The sequence below is a fragment of the Thermanaeromonas toyohensis ToBE genome (assembly GCF_900176005.1).
In the GTDB taxonomy this organism is placed as follows: Bacteria; Bacillota; DSM-521; order Neomoorellales; family Neomoorellaceae; genus Thermanaeromonas; species Thermanaeromonas toyohensis.
Map to the genome: position 1 here is coordinate 2,816,498 of NZ_LT838272.1, position 14,252 is coordinate 2,830,749.

At 46.4% G+C, this 14,252-nt stretch carries 11 protein-coding genes; 2 read left to right on the plus strand and 9 right to left on the minus strand.

Annotated features, from left to right (window positions below; genetic code table 11):
* Positions 1–16: 16 nt before the first annotated feature.
* From B9A14_RS17620 to B9A14_RS14415, 9 genes are all read right to left on the minus strand, one after another.
* The gene (locus B9A14_RS17620) at positions 17–1,651 is read right to left on the minus strand and encodes a uroporphyrinogen decarboxylase family protein (protein ID WP_157109975.1); all 1,635 of its coding nucleotides are present in this window, start codon (positions 1,649–1,651) and stop codon (positions 17–19) included.
* 17 nt (positions 1,652–1,668) lie between these two features.
* Positions 1,669–2,490, minus strand: a complete 822-nt coding sequence (locus tag B9A14_RS14380; RefSeq protein WP_084666534.1) for an ABC transporter permease — start codon at positions 2,488–2,490, stop codon at positions 1,669–1,671.
* Complete coding sequence (locus B9A14_RS14385) at positions 2,487–3,647, minus strand: ABC transporter substrate-binding protein (protein WP_172839175.1); 1,161 nt, start codon at positions 3,645–3,647, stop codon at positions 2,487–2,489. Before B9A14_RS14385 ends, B9A14_RS14380 begins: the two co-directional genes overlap by 4 nt.
* A 213-nt stretch (positions 3,648–3,860) precedes the next feature.
* Positions 3,861–7,016 (minus strand): molybdopterin-dependent oxidoreductase, encoded by a 3,156-nt coding sequence (locus tag B9A14_RS14390; RefSeq protein WP_084666536.1) that lies wholly within the window; start codon positions 7,014–7,016, stop codon positions 3,861–3,863.
* A 14-nt stretch (positions 7,017–7,030) separates the two neighbouring features.
* Complete coding sequence (gene nrfD, locus B9A14_RS14395) at positions 7,031–8,197, minus strand: NrfD/PsrC family molybdoenzyme membrane anchor subunit (RefSeq protein ID WP_084666537.1); 1,167 nt, start codon at positions 8,195–8,197, stop codon at positions 7,031–7,033.
* A gap of 11 nt (positions 8,198–8,208) precedes the next feature.
* Positions 8,209–9,045 carry a 4Fe-4S dicluster domain-containing protein gene (locus tag B9A14_RS14400; RefSeq protein WP_231967803.1) on the minus strand — a complete coding sequence of 279 codons (837 nt, stop codon included), beginning with the start codon at positions 9,043–9,045 and terminating at the stop codon, positions 8,209–8,211.
* A 185-nt stretch (positions 9,046–9,230) separates the two neighbouring features.
* Positions 9,231–9,884, minus strand: a complete 654-nt coding sequence (locus tag B9A14_RS14405; protein ID WP_084666538.1) for a response regulator — start codon at positions 9,882–9,884, stop codon at positions 9,231–9,233.
* 28 nt (positions 9,885–9,912) lie between these two features.
* A complete protein-coding gene (locus B9A14_RS14410) occupies positions 9,913–11,334 on the minus strand; it encodes a HAMP domain-containing sensor histidine kinase (RefSeq protein ID WP_084666539.1) in 1,422 nt (473 codons plus the stop codon).
* Positions 11,331–12,284, minus strand: a complete 954-nt coding sequence (locus tag B9A14_RS14415; RefSeq protein WP_084666540.1) for a substrate-binding domain-containing protein — start codon at positions 12,282–12,284, stop codon at positions 11,331–11,333. Before B9A14_RS14415 ends, B9A14_RS14410 begins: the two co-directional genes overlap by 4 nt.
* Positions 12,285–12,435: 151 nt before the next feature.
* On the opposite strand from B9A14_RS14415, the gene B9A14_RS14420 reads away from it, so the two are divergent.
* Together B9A14_RS14420 and B9A14_RS14425 are read left to right on the plus strand one after the other, a co-directional pair.
* Positions 12,436–12,978, plus strand: coding sequence for a Chromate resistance protein ChrB (locus tag B9A14_RS14420; protein ID WP_084666541.1), 543 nt, complete (start codon positions 12,436–12,438; stop codon positions 12,976–12,978).
* A 43-nt stretch (positions 12,979–13,021) separates the two neighbouring features.
* A complete protein-coding gene (locus B9A14_RS14425; protein ID WP_084666542.1) occupies positions 13,022–14,197 on the plus strand; it encodes an MFS transporter in 1,176 nt (391 codons plus the stop codon).
* Positions 14,198–14,252: the final 55 nt, after the last annotated feature.

A 14,252-nucleotide genomic window follows, 5' to 3' on the forward strand; every position in this document is an offset into this window, starting at 1 on the left:
CCTTAGCCCCCCTTGCCTAATTCCCCTTTTTCCTAAGTAGGCGAGCTACTTCATTTACTGCTCCCAAAGCATCAGAAGCATAAGCGTCCGCTCCAATTTTACGCGCAAATTCCTCGCTGACAGGTGCTCCTCCTACTATAATCTTGACCTTGTCTAGCTTTTCTTTTTTCAAAACTTGTACAGTCTTTTCCATAGATTTCATGGTGGTGGTAGTTAGAGCTGAAAGTCCTATTATGTCAGGTCGGTATTTTTGGGCTGCTTCTAGAAACTGGCTGGGAGACACGTCTTTACCTAGGTCAATAACTTCATAAGCATTAGCGGCCAGCATTAATCCTACTAAATTTTTACCAATATCATGCAAGTCACCCTGCACAGTTCCCAATACTATCCTGCCACGGGTAGCAGAGTTATCCTTAAGGAGGATGGGCTTTATGATTTCGAGACCGGCATACATGGCCTGGGTAATAAGTAAAAGTTCAGGAATAAATATTGCCTGTTGCTGGTAAAGTTCTCCTGCCCTATTTACTCCCGGAATCAGCGCTCCGTGAAGGATAGCCATTGCATCTAAGCCTATATTTAATCCCTGCTTTACTAGGTCAAGCACCTTTTCTTTATCGCCCTTAAGTATAACCTCCTGTAAAGAACCAAGTAATTTAGAGTGGGAGGGAGAAAGACGGGGAAAGGATTTAGCTGTGGTAACAAAAACCCGTATATTTTCTGGAGGGACATTTAAAGGCAAGGTACATCCAGTGGATAAAATAAAGTTATTAATGGATTGCATGCTTAAAAGGAGATTCTTCGTGACATTTTCAACCTGCTCCGGTGTGCCCTCTAACATAACCCCCACGGGATCTATATTGCCAATTAGCACTACATTTTCTGGTACCTCTCGGGCAATCCCAACCAAGTTAACTGCTGTATCCAAGCTTAAGCCTTGGGCCCCAGTAGCCACTAACTCTTTAATCATATAGGTGGTATCACCACAAATATGAAGTATGTTCATGGCTGGAAGGTATAAAAAAATTTCTCGTATATACTGGCCTGAAAACTGCCAAAATTGGGCAGGAGATAATAAAGAACCCAGCGGTTCAGAAATCCATAAAATATCTGCCCCAGCACCTAGCAAAGCTTCCCCATAACGCTTTAATACTTGAGTAGTAAAGGTAAGTAGGGAATGTAAAAAATAAGGATCAGTAACTGCTTTAAGGATGACATTAGTAGGACCGCTTAAAGCGCCGGCTAAAGTAAAAGGCCCCGTTAAAGAGCCTATCACCATTTTTTCTGTTTTCTTTTTTATCAGGCGTATGGCTTCAATATTGACCGGCAAACGGCCATCGCAATAAGGATCGGGTATCTTCAATTTTCCTAAGTCCGTTAGACTAGCGATAGGGTGTTCTTCTAGGATAGGGGCGCTCTCATCAGAATAACGCGTTTTTAAGCCTAGAGCCTCAGCTTCTACTACAAGATCAGTAATAGGTCGGATGAAATCAGGTTGAAATTGTTCTGCTAAGTAACAAGCTGTTTCCGCTAGGAGTAAAGGGGAAAAGTAAACCTCTTTTAAGCTTACTCCCATAAGAGCTGCTCCGGGAAAACTACCTATGTAAAATACGAGACGCCTTTCACTCTTTTCCACCAGATCGATAAGCCGCATCTTTTACCTCCCATCCCTCATTCGACCCATGAAAAACATCGGTGCTCAATTAGATGAAATATCTTATCAAAGGCCGTTCCAATAAGCCCAATAATTATAATTCCGGCTAGAGCTACATCCGTACGCAAGAGTTCATGGGCATACCAGATGAGATATCCCAACCCAGCGGTACTCCCGGGGAGCATTTCAGCTGCCACCACGCACATCCAACCTATACCTAGGCCTATACGGATACCAGTTAAAATAGAAGGAAAAGCTAAGGGTACAATTATCTTTAATAGTAAGGCTATTTCTGTGGCTCCCTCTGTTTGAGCCGCTCCTATAATTAAAGGGGAGACGCTTTGGACCCCGTGAATGGTATTTAAAAGTACAGGGAAGAAAACGCCAATTATAATAATGATTAACATAGAAAGCTGCATATTACCCCAAATCATATTCCCCGCCGGTAAACTTAAAATCTCCGCTATGCTGATAATCCCTGTCCAGGCTAAAATTAAGGGGACCCAGGCCAGCGGAGGTACTGGCCTTAATAATTCCACCAGGGGTTCTACAATGTCCTTTACCCACGAAAAGCGCCCCATAAATACCCCTAAAGGCACAGCTATAACTACGGCCAGGGTAAACCCCATCATTACCCTGGCTAGACTAACGCAAATATTATCAAAGAGGGAAGTATTGGTTAAGACTTTAGCAAAGGGATGTACTAGAATTACCAGCACTTGCCCTACTCGGGGTAAGACACTGGGCTTCTCTAGATAAATAGCTCCCATTTCCCACAACATGACTACCAAGAACGGCAATAGAAGGGAAGAAAATATTTTAGACCACCGGATCCTCATTTCAAAAATCCTTGCTGTCTTAACTTGTGAGCGGCCGCATTATATATATCTAAAGCCAGTATTTTGTGTTCTAACTGGTCAGAGGGCAAATTATGCAATTGACCCGATAATAATCCCATCTCATCCATAATTTGGGCAAAGGTGCTTACACTTTGCCGCCAATCGGGGCTGGGCTCTGTAGTAAAGTTGACAGACTGGATAGCCTCTCTTTCTACTTCTTCACTTACCCCTAACCAGTTAGCTGCTACCTTAGCTGCTCTGTCGCGATTTTGGTTAGTCTCCTGGGTTGCCAAGATCAACAGCTCTTCTAATTTTTGGACCAGATCACGGTGCTGGGCAATTATATCATCGGTGGCTTCTACAGCACAACAAGCATGATTCTTCCAGCGACCTTTTGGAGGTAAAAGTTCCAGCTTGGTAACCTTTTTTGCCACACCCTCGTGGATAGCTAAAGTGGGGAAAGGTTCCGCGCCTATGAGTCCATCAACGATATGATTGGTAATAGCAGCGGCTAGATTGCTATGCCCTTTCATGTCTATGAAAATAATATCCGCCTTACGATCCTGAACATCATCGCTAAAGGATATTCCTTCTTCTTTCAAGGCTGCCCGGAAAATAATACTAGCAATGGTCTGCGCTCCCGGATGTCCAATCTTTAACTGTTTTTTCTTCCCTTTAACTAGCTCCACAAATTCTTGCCAGTTATTGGCTGGGAGCTCCTTCTTTACTATCAGTAGGTTACCTCCTGTTTGCAAAGGAGAAATCAATTTCGCTCCCAACCCTTTATCAACGGAAAGGATCAAAGCTTGGACCCCAGTGATTCCTATGTCGACATTACCTTGGGCCATTAGGCGCTGGATATCTGGACCTTGCTTGGTTGAAATTAACTTGACCCGGGCTACCTTACGACCATCAGCATAAAAATCGTACCATTCCCTTTCTTGAACAGGTTGTAAGTAAAGGTCATATTTATCGCGAAACTTCTGCCACTCCGATAAGGCTATAAAAAGCGGGGTATGGTGATCGGACGTAATGTAGGCAAAGTTTATAGTTGGTATTTTTGAGGAGCTAGAATCCTTAACTTCTTTCTTAGAACAACTTGTACTCCATATAAGGATAGAAAGTAAAAGGGTTAGAAGGACAAAGCCTTTCTTCATAAAACCCATCTTACCTCCAATATTACCTCTATAAATTGATGGCTTAGCTTGACCAGATCTTAATTATTCGACACTAGCTTTGGCAATCCTGTTATACAATTTATAACTTGTTGTTATAGGATTTTTACAAGTGTTGGCAAATTGATGGTCTGCGGCGCCAGGCGCACAATTTTGAAGGGCCGGCGTAAATCCCGGCCCTTCAAAACTTAGTTTCTAAAGTTTTTCCACTTTAACCCTGGTATCGTAAAAAGAAGCGCTCCCTCCAATGGGATCGGTCAAGCAAGTGGTCTTCATGCGCGTATCCAGTAGCATCACCGGGTTGGGGCATAAGCCCTTACCTCGGCGCCCGTCCCCCTTGATAACTTGGCCGTCTATTACTACATCCCTCGCTCCATAGGCCCAGTGGCCATAATGCCAGGAGGCAGCAATAACGCCTGGCCTAATGCCTTCAATTAGTTTCACTTTACCCTTAATTATTTCCACACCAGCCGGGCCCAAGTCCAGCTTGCCTTCGGGGTTGGTGCGGGAGAGAAGCTTTACTTCCTCGCCATCCTTCAGGCCTAGGTGAGCACCGTCAGCCCTGTTCATAAGGATGAAGTTTTCGGGAAGTAAAGCCACCTGAGCCCAGTAGTTTCCAGCCGTGCGTGATTGGCCACCAAAAATTTCCTTAAAGGTAATCAAGTAGAAAGGATAATCCTCATCCCGGACGGGCGTACCATCACTGTTCTTTATAGGTTCTAATCTAGGCACACCAGAAAAGGGCTGGCCAGTGATGCTATCTTTCCCCAAGGCTACAGGTTCAATATATATACTTAGCAAATTGCCGAAGGGGTGTGGTACATAATTTCCTTCTTCGCCTTTAGGAGCACTTTCAAAGCGACCACCCCGGTTCAGTATATAAACAGTCCTGCGCCACCTCTCTTCCCCTACTGCGCGGCGCCACTTCTCCTCGCTATATACAGCTTCGGGAAGGTGCCGACGGGCAGCCTTGAAGATCTCTAATTCTCTGTCATCGGCTTCCGGTACTTCGTCTCCCGGCTTGTCGCCATAAGCCACATTGGCTATAGCCTTAAGGTAATAATCCTCCGGCCGACGGAAGTCCCAGCCGGGACCGAAGCCATCCTTCCCGTAGCCAGGAAGACCTAAAGCTTCCGCAATAGCCAGCATAACCGCTTCTACAGATATGGGCATCTTCTCGCCGAATACCTCCACAATTTCCGGTACCGGCGCTGCTATAGGTTGGCGTACTTTGGTGGTCTTAGTAGTGATAGAAGGGGGAGAGCCTAAGAAAGCCCAGCGCTCCATATAAGAAATATCGGGAAAGATATAGTCGGCGTACATGGAGGTTTCCCCGATGACGATATCATTGGCGATGAAGAGAGGGATGCGGTCTACATCAGTTAAAATCTTAATCTGCTCGCTCCCGGCAGGTGAAGCCAGGACAGGGGTCCCTTTATGCAGCCAAAGGATCTTTATGGGATAGGGGTAACCCGCTCCGGCCGCCGGTATGATCTCATGGTATACGTCAGAAGTAAAGGGAAACCATGGCCGTTCAGCCGGGAAACCTTTAAAGAGGGTGCTCTTATCATAATGGGCCCCTTCCCGGGTAAGCTTTATACCCCACGGATTCACTTTCCCCTTATGCATCTTAGCCAAATCAAAGGGCTGCCCAGGTTTACCACCCAAAGCCGCCCAGCTACCCCCGCCGGCCGTCAACCCTCCACGCCAGTCCATATTGCCAACCAAAAGGTTAAGGATGATGATGGCTTGAGCCGTATAATACCCGTTGGTATGCTGGACGGCTCCCCGGTAAAAATCGATGGCCGCCTGCTTGCCATAACTGGTAAATTCACGGGCCAGGGCAATTATAGTTTCCGCCGGAATCCCTGCCTCCTTAGCTAGTTCACCTAGATCTTGAGCCTTAGCCGCCTCCTTAAGCAAGGTAAAAGCTGATTTTACCTTTAGACCGTTGATCTCGGCTTCCACGAAAAGATCTCCTTCTACAGGGTTATGGGCATCATAAGGATCTACAGCATAAAGCTTGCCGTTACGGAATACTACAAAGAGGTCCTTACCTTTCTCTGGATCAGCCAGGCCGGCTTCACTAGCACGTAAGAAACTCCCAGGTTGCCCATCGGGCCCTATTTTTACCAACCAGGAAGCGTTGGTCCAGGATTTTTCCCCGTCCTGGAGAGCGGCTGCCTTGTTAGCATTCTCCAAGAACTTCTTATCATAGCGTTCATTATCCAATATCCACTGGATCATACCTAAGGCCAAGGCCAGATCGCCGCCAGGTTTAACCGGGATCCACCAGTTAGCTTTGGCTGCTGTCTTGGAAAACCTAGGATCGATGACCGCTATTTTAAGCCCCTTTTCGGCTAAAGCGCGGGTGATCTGTTCGGCCATAGGGGTGGGGCCGAAATTGGCTTCGAAAGCGCCAGTCCCCCAGAAAATCACAAAACGCGACCAACGGAAATCTGGCTTCATATGGGTCGGGCCCGGATTCCATTTACCCTGGCTGTACTGAGCTGAAGCCCACTTGTAAGCTATATGATGGCTTTGCTCGCAGATAGTAGTGTGCTCATACCAATTGATGGAGCCAAAGCTGTTTAAGACAAAACGTTTGGTCCAATCGCTGCGGCCAGGCTCGATGCGACCAGCCATAAAAACGAATTGGTTATTCTTGGGCCCCAGATCAGGATGGTTAGGATCGATTAAAACATCTAGGTGGGCGGCATACTTGGCTTTAAAATCCTCCAAACTCATCTCCTTTTTAGCCACTTTGGCCGCATCCTCGGCTAGGGATTTAAAAAGGGCGGGATCCTTTAAAGCAAATACATCCTTAAAGCCAGGTACCATCCGGTCTTCCCCGATCTCAGCAAAGAGTTTCCCGCCATTTACAATTTCCTTTATAGCCTGCTCGAAGGGAATTATCTTCCATTTGTTGGATCCACGGGGGCCATTGCGCTTTAGAACCTTTACAAGGCGATAAGGATCATAAAGGGTTTGCACTCCCGCCTGGCCCTTAGGACAAAGTTTACCATCTACCAGCGCCGCCTCCTCTGGCGAAGTATTATAGGGTAACTGGGGATAAAGATTTTGGGGACTATAGGGATTACCGTCCAGTTTTACGAGAACCCCGTTAGAAATCTTACCTTTTATGTTGCACTGGGTATTACATTGCAAGCATACTCCGTAAATAATATTTTCTGGCTTATCTAGTTGATACTCCCCTTTTGTATCTTGCGAAGCCTCTGCACGTCCTCCTAATTGCCCAGTAAGGGAGGAAGCTTCAGCCGCGAGCAAAGCCGCCCCTCCTAATAAAGCCGAAGTCTTTAAAAAATCACGGCGCTTTATTTTAAAGCTCATTTCTTACCCCCCTTTTATGAGGAAAATGAACCCGGAGTAGATTCCTTGCGGCTAGAAATTAAGGGCCTAGTTATTGGTAAATACTGCTGACCAAGGAGTAAAATAGCTGAGGCTAAGGCCAAAGTGAACAAGGTCACCAACCATTCGTTTAAAGTAGGGGTATAAGAGTATTGAAGTCTAGCTTCCATATAAGCCGAAGGCAATCCTGGTAAAGGTGGGACTATTAATCCTGGTATAACTATGTTGTAACGCACAGCTAGGAAACCCAAAGATATCAAAAAGGTGGCCCAGGTTATAGAGTTAACTGAGGCTTTGGGTAAAGTAAGCAACACTATAGGAATAAGGGCCCCAAATAAAAGGTGTACTACCCAGAATATCCACCAGTTCTGCCCTGCTAAAATAAACTTATAAGGAAGAAAATGCTCTGGACTAGTAGAATAGGTACCTACCATAACTTCGGCTAGTTCAAAGAGAAGATCTAACGCCAGAAGCCCTACCACCGCCTTGGACAGAAACTTAATGGCTGCCTTAAACTCCTCTGAGGATTTATCGGGCCAAAGAAGACAAGTCACCAGGGTTAAGAAAGCTGATCCTGAAGACAAGGCCGAGACCAAAAAGAGAAGAGGGAATAGAGGGGTATTCCAGTAGGGCTTAGCTTCTACTACTGCAAAGAGGGTCCCCACTCCACCATGAAAAGCTATAGCCAATGGGATACCTATAACACCTAAAATTTTAAGCATGAGGGTGTTCCCCACTCCATCTGTCCGTAAAGCCCCCCAAAGCTCGAGCAAAAGAAGCAAAAAATAGGCTGTATAAAGCCACACCATCCAGGCCATGGCGGAGCGGAAATTGGGGCTTACAAACACCCGCCAGAACCTCTCCATGTGCCCCAAGTCTAACCAAATAGTAATTAGCGCTGCAATGAGAGTAGCCAGGGCGGTAAGCAAAGAGAGGCGCCCCAAGGGTTCAATTTCTTTTATCTGGAACACATATACTAAAGTAGAAAACAAAAAAGCTCCTGCCGAAAGACCGATAAAGAAAATATAAACCGAAACCCAAAGACCCCAAGGGATGGAGCTAGAATAGGCCGCTACTCCGTGGCCTAGACTTAAGCGTTGATAAACCCCTATACCTCCCAATATTAGAGCAACTATAAGGGTAACCCAGGTAACCTTTTTCATAAACTTCCCCCTCACCTCAAGTAATAAACTTGCGGCCCTGTCCCGAGCTCATCTTTCAAACGCCAAAGGTTCCCGCGGGACATAACTTCTACCACCATACTTTCTTTATCATCCAGATCGCCAAAAAAAGTGGCACCACCAAGGCAAGTAGTGACACAGGTGGGTAACATCCCCTTATTTAAACGGTGAAGGCAGAAGGTACACTTACGGGCATTCCCTATAGGTGAACGATGACCTTTCCTTACCCATTGCTTGCCATATTCTGGTGAAGGTTCTAATTCATAAGGCTCAAGCCGGGGAGTATCCTTAGTGTAAAAGAAACCGAAGTCAAAGGTGCGGGCCCCATAAGGGCAGGCTGTAAGGCAATACCGGCAACCTATGCATTTTTCATAATCTATCACTACAATACCATCTGGCCTCTTATAGGTAGCTCCTACCGGACACACTTTAACACAAGGTGGCTTCTCACATTGCATACACGGGCGGGGTAAGAACTTTCGCTCTACATTAGGATAACTACCCATTTCTTCTTCCAGGACTGGACGGTAGACTACCCCTGGGGGTAAGTGATTCTCTGCCTTACAAGCCACCGTGCAAGCACTACATCCTACACACCGGCCAAGATCAATTACCATACCCCATCTACGCTGTTCCAAGGGCTTTTTTAAAGCTCTCCTAAGTTCCTCTTGCATACGCAAGATACTATTTCCCCACTCGCTTTTTAATGGCCATTTCTTAACAAGGGTTCCTGCCTCTGCCGGACGTAGAGAATGCTGGATAACCCCCAGCGACATGGCTCCCACGGCTAGGCCTATACTCGCCTGGCGCATGAACTCCCGCCGGTCCACCGTTCTTATTCCCCCTTTCTCATAAAAATTTCATCTCTGTGTAAAGCGCACTATCTAGCACAAGTATCTAATAGGGAAAAGGTGCAGCCAATCAGGATTCTCCCTTAAAATTAAAAGCGCCTTAAGGGGTTCCCCTTAGGCGCCTCACTAGAATAAATAACATTATAATTGCTAGAACTATATTTCTAGATTATTCCCCGGCTTAAGGCATAGCGCACTAGTTCCGCCCGGGTGTTTAAATTCAATTTCTTAGCAATATTGGCCTTATGGGTCTCCACAGTCTTTACACTTAAAGCAAGGCTTTCCGCGATCTCTTGGTTGGTGTGCCCTAAGGCTACCAACCTCAATACCTCTAACTCTCGGGGAGTTAAGTTACTATCCCCAGTAGTCCCTTTTAGTTTATTCCCTTCTTTTAAAGCCTGGACTAAGACCCCAGCTACTGCCGGGTGGATAAATACCCCTCCTTCTTTTACCGCCCTTAAGGCATGGATAAGATCGTTATCCGCTGCCCTCTTGACCACATATCCCGCAGCACCTGCTGCTAAAGCCTTCTCTAGATACTCCTGTTCCTCATGCATGGTCAAAACTAAAACTTTTACTGAAGGGATCTCAGCGGTTACCCGCTGTATCACTGTAAATCCATTGCAATAAGGCATGCTTATGTCCAAAAGAAGTATATCGGGCTTCAAATCCCGGGCTAGCTTAAGGGCTTGATCCCCGTCCGCAGCCTCTCCAACCACTACCATATCCGGCTCGGCGTTAATCAAGTGTTTAAGGCCAGCTCGCACTACGCCATGATCTTCAGCCACTACTATCCTTATTTTCCGGGAACAGTTCATAATTTCCCTCCTGCTATGCTATACCTTTTTAAGAAGCTAAAGGTATATCAGCATAAATGGTAGTCCCCTGACCCACTTGGGATTCAATAACTAACTTGCCACCTAAGAGGTGAACTCTCTCGCGCATGCTGAAAAGACCTAGTCCCCTTTTGCTCTCTGGCGAATCTTGATCAAACCCCCTACCATTATCTTCCACAATCAGGCGTAAAATATCTCCCCGGGGTTCGAGTATTATGCTTACTCTAGAGGCCCCAGCATGTTTAATTATATTATTTAAGGCCTCCTGGACTATACGGTAAATGGCCAGTTTAGCTTTGCTTGATAAGCTTTCCTCAGGAAGGCCCGTGGTTTCCAAGTAAATTTCTAGATTAAACTTAACGCTATAATCCTGCGCTAATTTCTTTAATACCCCAGCTAAACCCAATTCTTCAAAGGCCACAGGCCTTAGTTCCAGAGCTATTCTTCTAACGCCATTTAAAGCCTCGGCCACCATCTCCCGGAGCTCGCGCAAAGAAAAGGCTGCTTTCCCTTCACCGATCTCCTTCTCTAAAGCCTTAAGACGCAGTAAAATAGCCGTAAGTGCCCCTCCGGTCTCGTCGTGCAGCTCACGGGCAATGCGCTGGCGCTCAGCTTCCTGGGTAGTAACTACCCGGTCGAGCAGTTCGGCACGCAAGTTACTTAGCTCTTCGATCTCTGCTCGCGAACGTTTAAGATTATTTACCATCTGGTTAAAAGAAGAGGCCAAATAGCCAAATTCGTCGCGGCTTGTAATATTTACTCTGGCTTTTAAATCGCCTTTCCCAATGGCCTTGGTAGCATTCACTAGCTCCCTGACAGGACGAGCCAAGATTTCTGTTAATATAAAGCCTGCTATTATAAAAAATACGGAAAATATAGTAACCGTTATAAGGAAGCGCACTGTAGCTGCTATTATAGCCTGCTTTAGCCTAACCTCAGAAAGTCCCACGCGCACAAAACCCAATTGTCCTCCCAAAATAGGGACAATAGCTTCATGGATCAACCCCTCATTAGTTCTCAATGCCCTTAAATCCTCTCCCCTTCCCTGGAGTAAAGGGCTATACTTTAATAGTTCTATGGGGAACCCTGGACCAAAAGTATGGGAAAGGACACGGCCTTTTAAATCCTGGATAAAGATGTATCTTATATCCTCGCTACTCTTTAGCATATCTAAAAGCATCTGATGCAGGCTGTATAAATTTCCCGTCAAAATAAGCTCGCTGCTCTGAGCCGCTACTGCCTTGGCCGTAGCCAAAGCCCTTTGATCAAGCTGCTGCCTCAATGAAATTTCCAAAGTAACCTTAGTCTGCCAGGTAATAGCCATCCCCAATAGTAGGGTGATTCCTAGAACCAACCCCATAATCTTATAGCGAAAACTCAAGGTATCGTTAAGGATTAAAAGCTTACGCCAGAGCGCTCTCACCCAGTTCACAGGTAACCCACCCTTCGCGCTATCTCCCGTACTGAATTATAAGCCTCATCTCCAATATTAATAAAGCGATCCACACCTAGCCGGGATACTATCTGGGCTCCCGCAGGGGTTTTATGCAAGGAAAGAAAGGCAGATCTTATTTCCTTTTTAAGGGAAGGATCTAAAGTAGGGCGCATAACTACTGGCGGAGAGGCGAAGGGCCTTGATTTTTGAATAACTTTAATTTTGTTAGTAATATCTGGATGTTCTCGGGCGAAAGCCTCATAGACCAGGCTATCCACAGCTGCTCCATCTACTATCCCATCCGCCACTGCCCGTATAGACTTATCATGGCTGTAAGTAAAGATATAACTACTAAAAAAACTCTCTGGTATTTCTCCCAGCTCTTGGACTAAATAAAGGGGTACCAGGCGACCGCTTAAGGACATGGGATCCGTAAAGGCAAACCGCTTACCCTTAAGCCCTGCGAAATTGTTAACTGGGCTTGTTCGAGAAACTATTATATAAGAAGCATATTCGGCACGGCCATTAACCTCCGGCGCGGCTACCAATTCCATGCCAAAATCGCGCTGCCCTCTAACATAAGCATAGGTACATACGAAGGCTACATCTATATCGCCAGAATTCATTAGTAAATTTACCTCGGCATAAGTTTGTCGGGTTATAAATTCCACTGGGTGCTGGAGGTAGCTGGACAAGTACTGGACTAGATCAGTATAAGCTTTATAACCTTCTTGGGGGGAAATAACGGGTGCCGCAGCTACGCGCAGAGGCCGGGCCAAGCTGCTTTTAGAATCTATCCCCGTATAAACTGCTCGGGGATAGTCGTTAGAAAGATTATTAAGGTTAATAACAATATCTCGCTGGCCTGAGAAACAGCCTGTCAAGCCTATACCCCCGGCCAGGATAACCGCCGCTGCCATAGCCCATAATCCTCGCCGTATTCTCACTCCTAAGCCCCCCGAAGGTAAAATTTTAAATTCCAACAAAAATTATATCACAATCTTTATTTCTCGGTTCTTGTTGTCAAGCTTCGGTATTGACGTAACGGTTGTTACATGCTATTCTTTATGTAACAACTGTCACACAAAGGTGAGTAGCGTGGCTGAAGGCCAAAATTGGCTTGTCCTGGTTTACAAGATTCCTCCCGAGCCTTCTCGCTACCGGGTAGCTGTTTGGCGTCGCTTAAAAGGGGCGGGGGCTATTTACCTACAGAACTCAGTCTGCATCCTACCTGATGGTCCAGAGAGCCGCAGCCTCTTTTTAGCCCTCTCCCAGGAGATTAGTGAGTCCGGTGGAGAAAGCCTTATCTTTGAAGCCCGGGTTTTAAGCCCCGGGGAACAGGACAAAATAATTGAGAAGTTTAATAGCGAGCGAGACGAAGAATACAGCGAATTTCTAGAACAATGCGCGGCCTTTCTAGAGGAAATAAAGAAGGAAACCGAACGGGAAAATTTCACCTTCGGCGAACTAGAAGAAAATGAGGAAGGCTTAGGGAGGCTTATAGTTTGGCTGTCCAAAATTAGGGAACGCGATTTTTTTAAGGCGCCTAAAGGTTACGAGGCTGAAGCTCGCCTGGAGGAATGCAGGAAAGCTTTAGAAAGTTTCGCTTTACGCGTATATACGGCTAGCGAGACCATCTAGGTAAAGTACCACACCTTTTAAAAAGAAGGGAAGGTAAAACATTATGAGCTTAGCTAGTATTCAAAAGAAAAACGCCCTGCGCTTTATATTTCTTTTGGGTATAGTAAGCTTGTTTGCCGATATGACTTATGAAGGAGGCCGCAGCATCACCGGTCCCTATTTATCCCTATTAGGGGCCGGAGCAGCTACCGTGGGGTTTGTCGGCGGAGCAGGGGAACTGGCAGGCTATGCCCTCCGGTTAGTTTCCGGCTATATTGCCGACCGTACCCGTAAGTACTGGCTTATAACCATCCTGGGTTACGCTATAAACCTCCTAGCAGTACCCCTGCTGGCCCTGGCTGGCCGCTGGGAGGTAGCCGCTATCCTGATCGTGGCTGAGCGTTTCGGCAAGGCCTTGCGTACCCCCTCCCGGGATGCCATGCTATCCTATGCCACCCGCCAGGTAGGCACTGGCTTTGGCTTCGGTTTGCACGAGCTCATGGATCAGATAGGCGCAGTAACCGGGCCCTTAATAGCAGCTTCTGCCCTCTATTTTAAGGGCAACCACTACCAGCTAGCCTTTGCTTTTCTTTTCCTTCCAGCCTCTTTGGGGCTTCTAATGCTATTTTTTGCCCGGCTTCTCTTCCCTAACCCAGAAGAGCTAGAAGAGGAAACCGCGAAACTTTTACCTTCCGCTAGCAAAAAACTACCCCCGGTTTTCTGGCTATACATATCCTTTACTGCTTTAAGTGTAGCTGGCTACGCCCATTTCCAGCTTATCTCTTATCATTTCAAAGCCCAAAATGTCATACCCGATGCCCAAATACCCCTTCTTTTCGCCCTGGCCATGGGGGTTGACGCCCTGGTGGCCTTGCCTATAGGCAAGCTATTTGACCAAAAGGGCCTTCCATCTTTAGTGGTGCTCCCCCTTTTTACTCTGCCCGTGCCTTTCTTGGTTTTCTCCTTCAACTATTGGTTAGCCGCCTTAGGCGTCCTCCTCTGGGGAGCAGCCATGGGAGTGCAGGAGACTATCATGCGAGCAGCCATAGCGGAAATTATACCCCGGGAAAAAAGGGGCTTGGCTTACGGGATATTTAATACCGCTTATGGAGTAGCATGGTTTTTAGGGAGCGTTCTTTTAGGCAGCCTTTACGCCATAAATATATTCTATCCTATCCTCGTGGCCGCCATTCTTGAAGCCCTTTCCTTACCCTTGCTGTTTAAGATATTCAAAACTTAAGTTACATTTAATTCCCCCCTCTCCGGACCATCTCCACATCATCTCCGCTTCTACT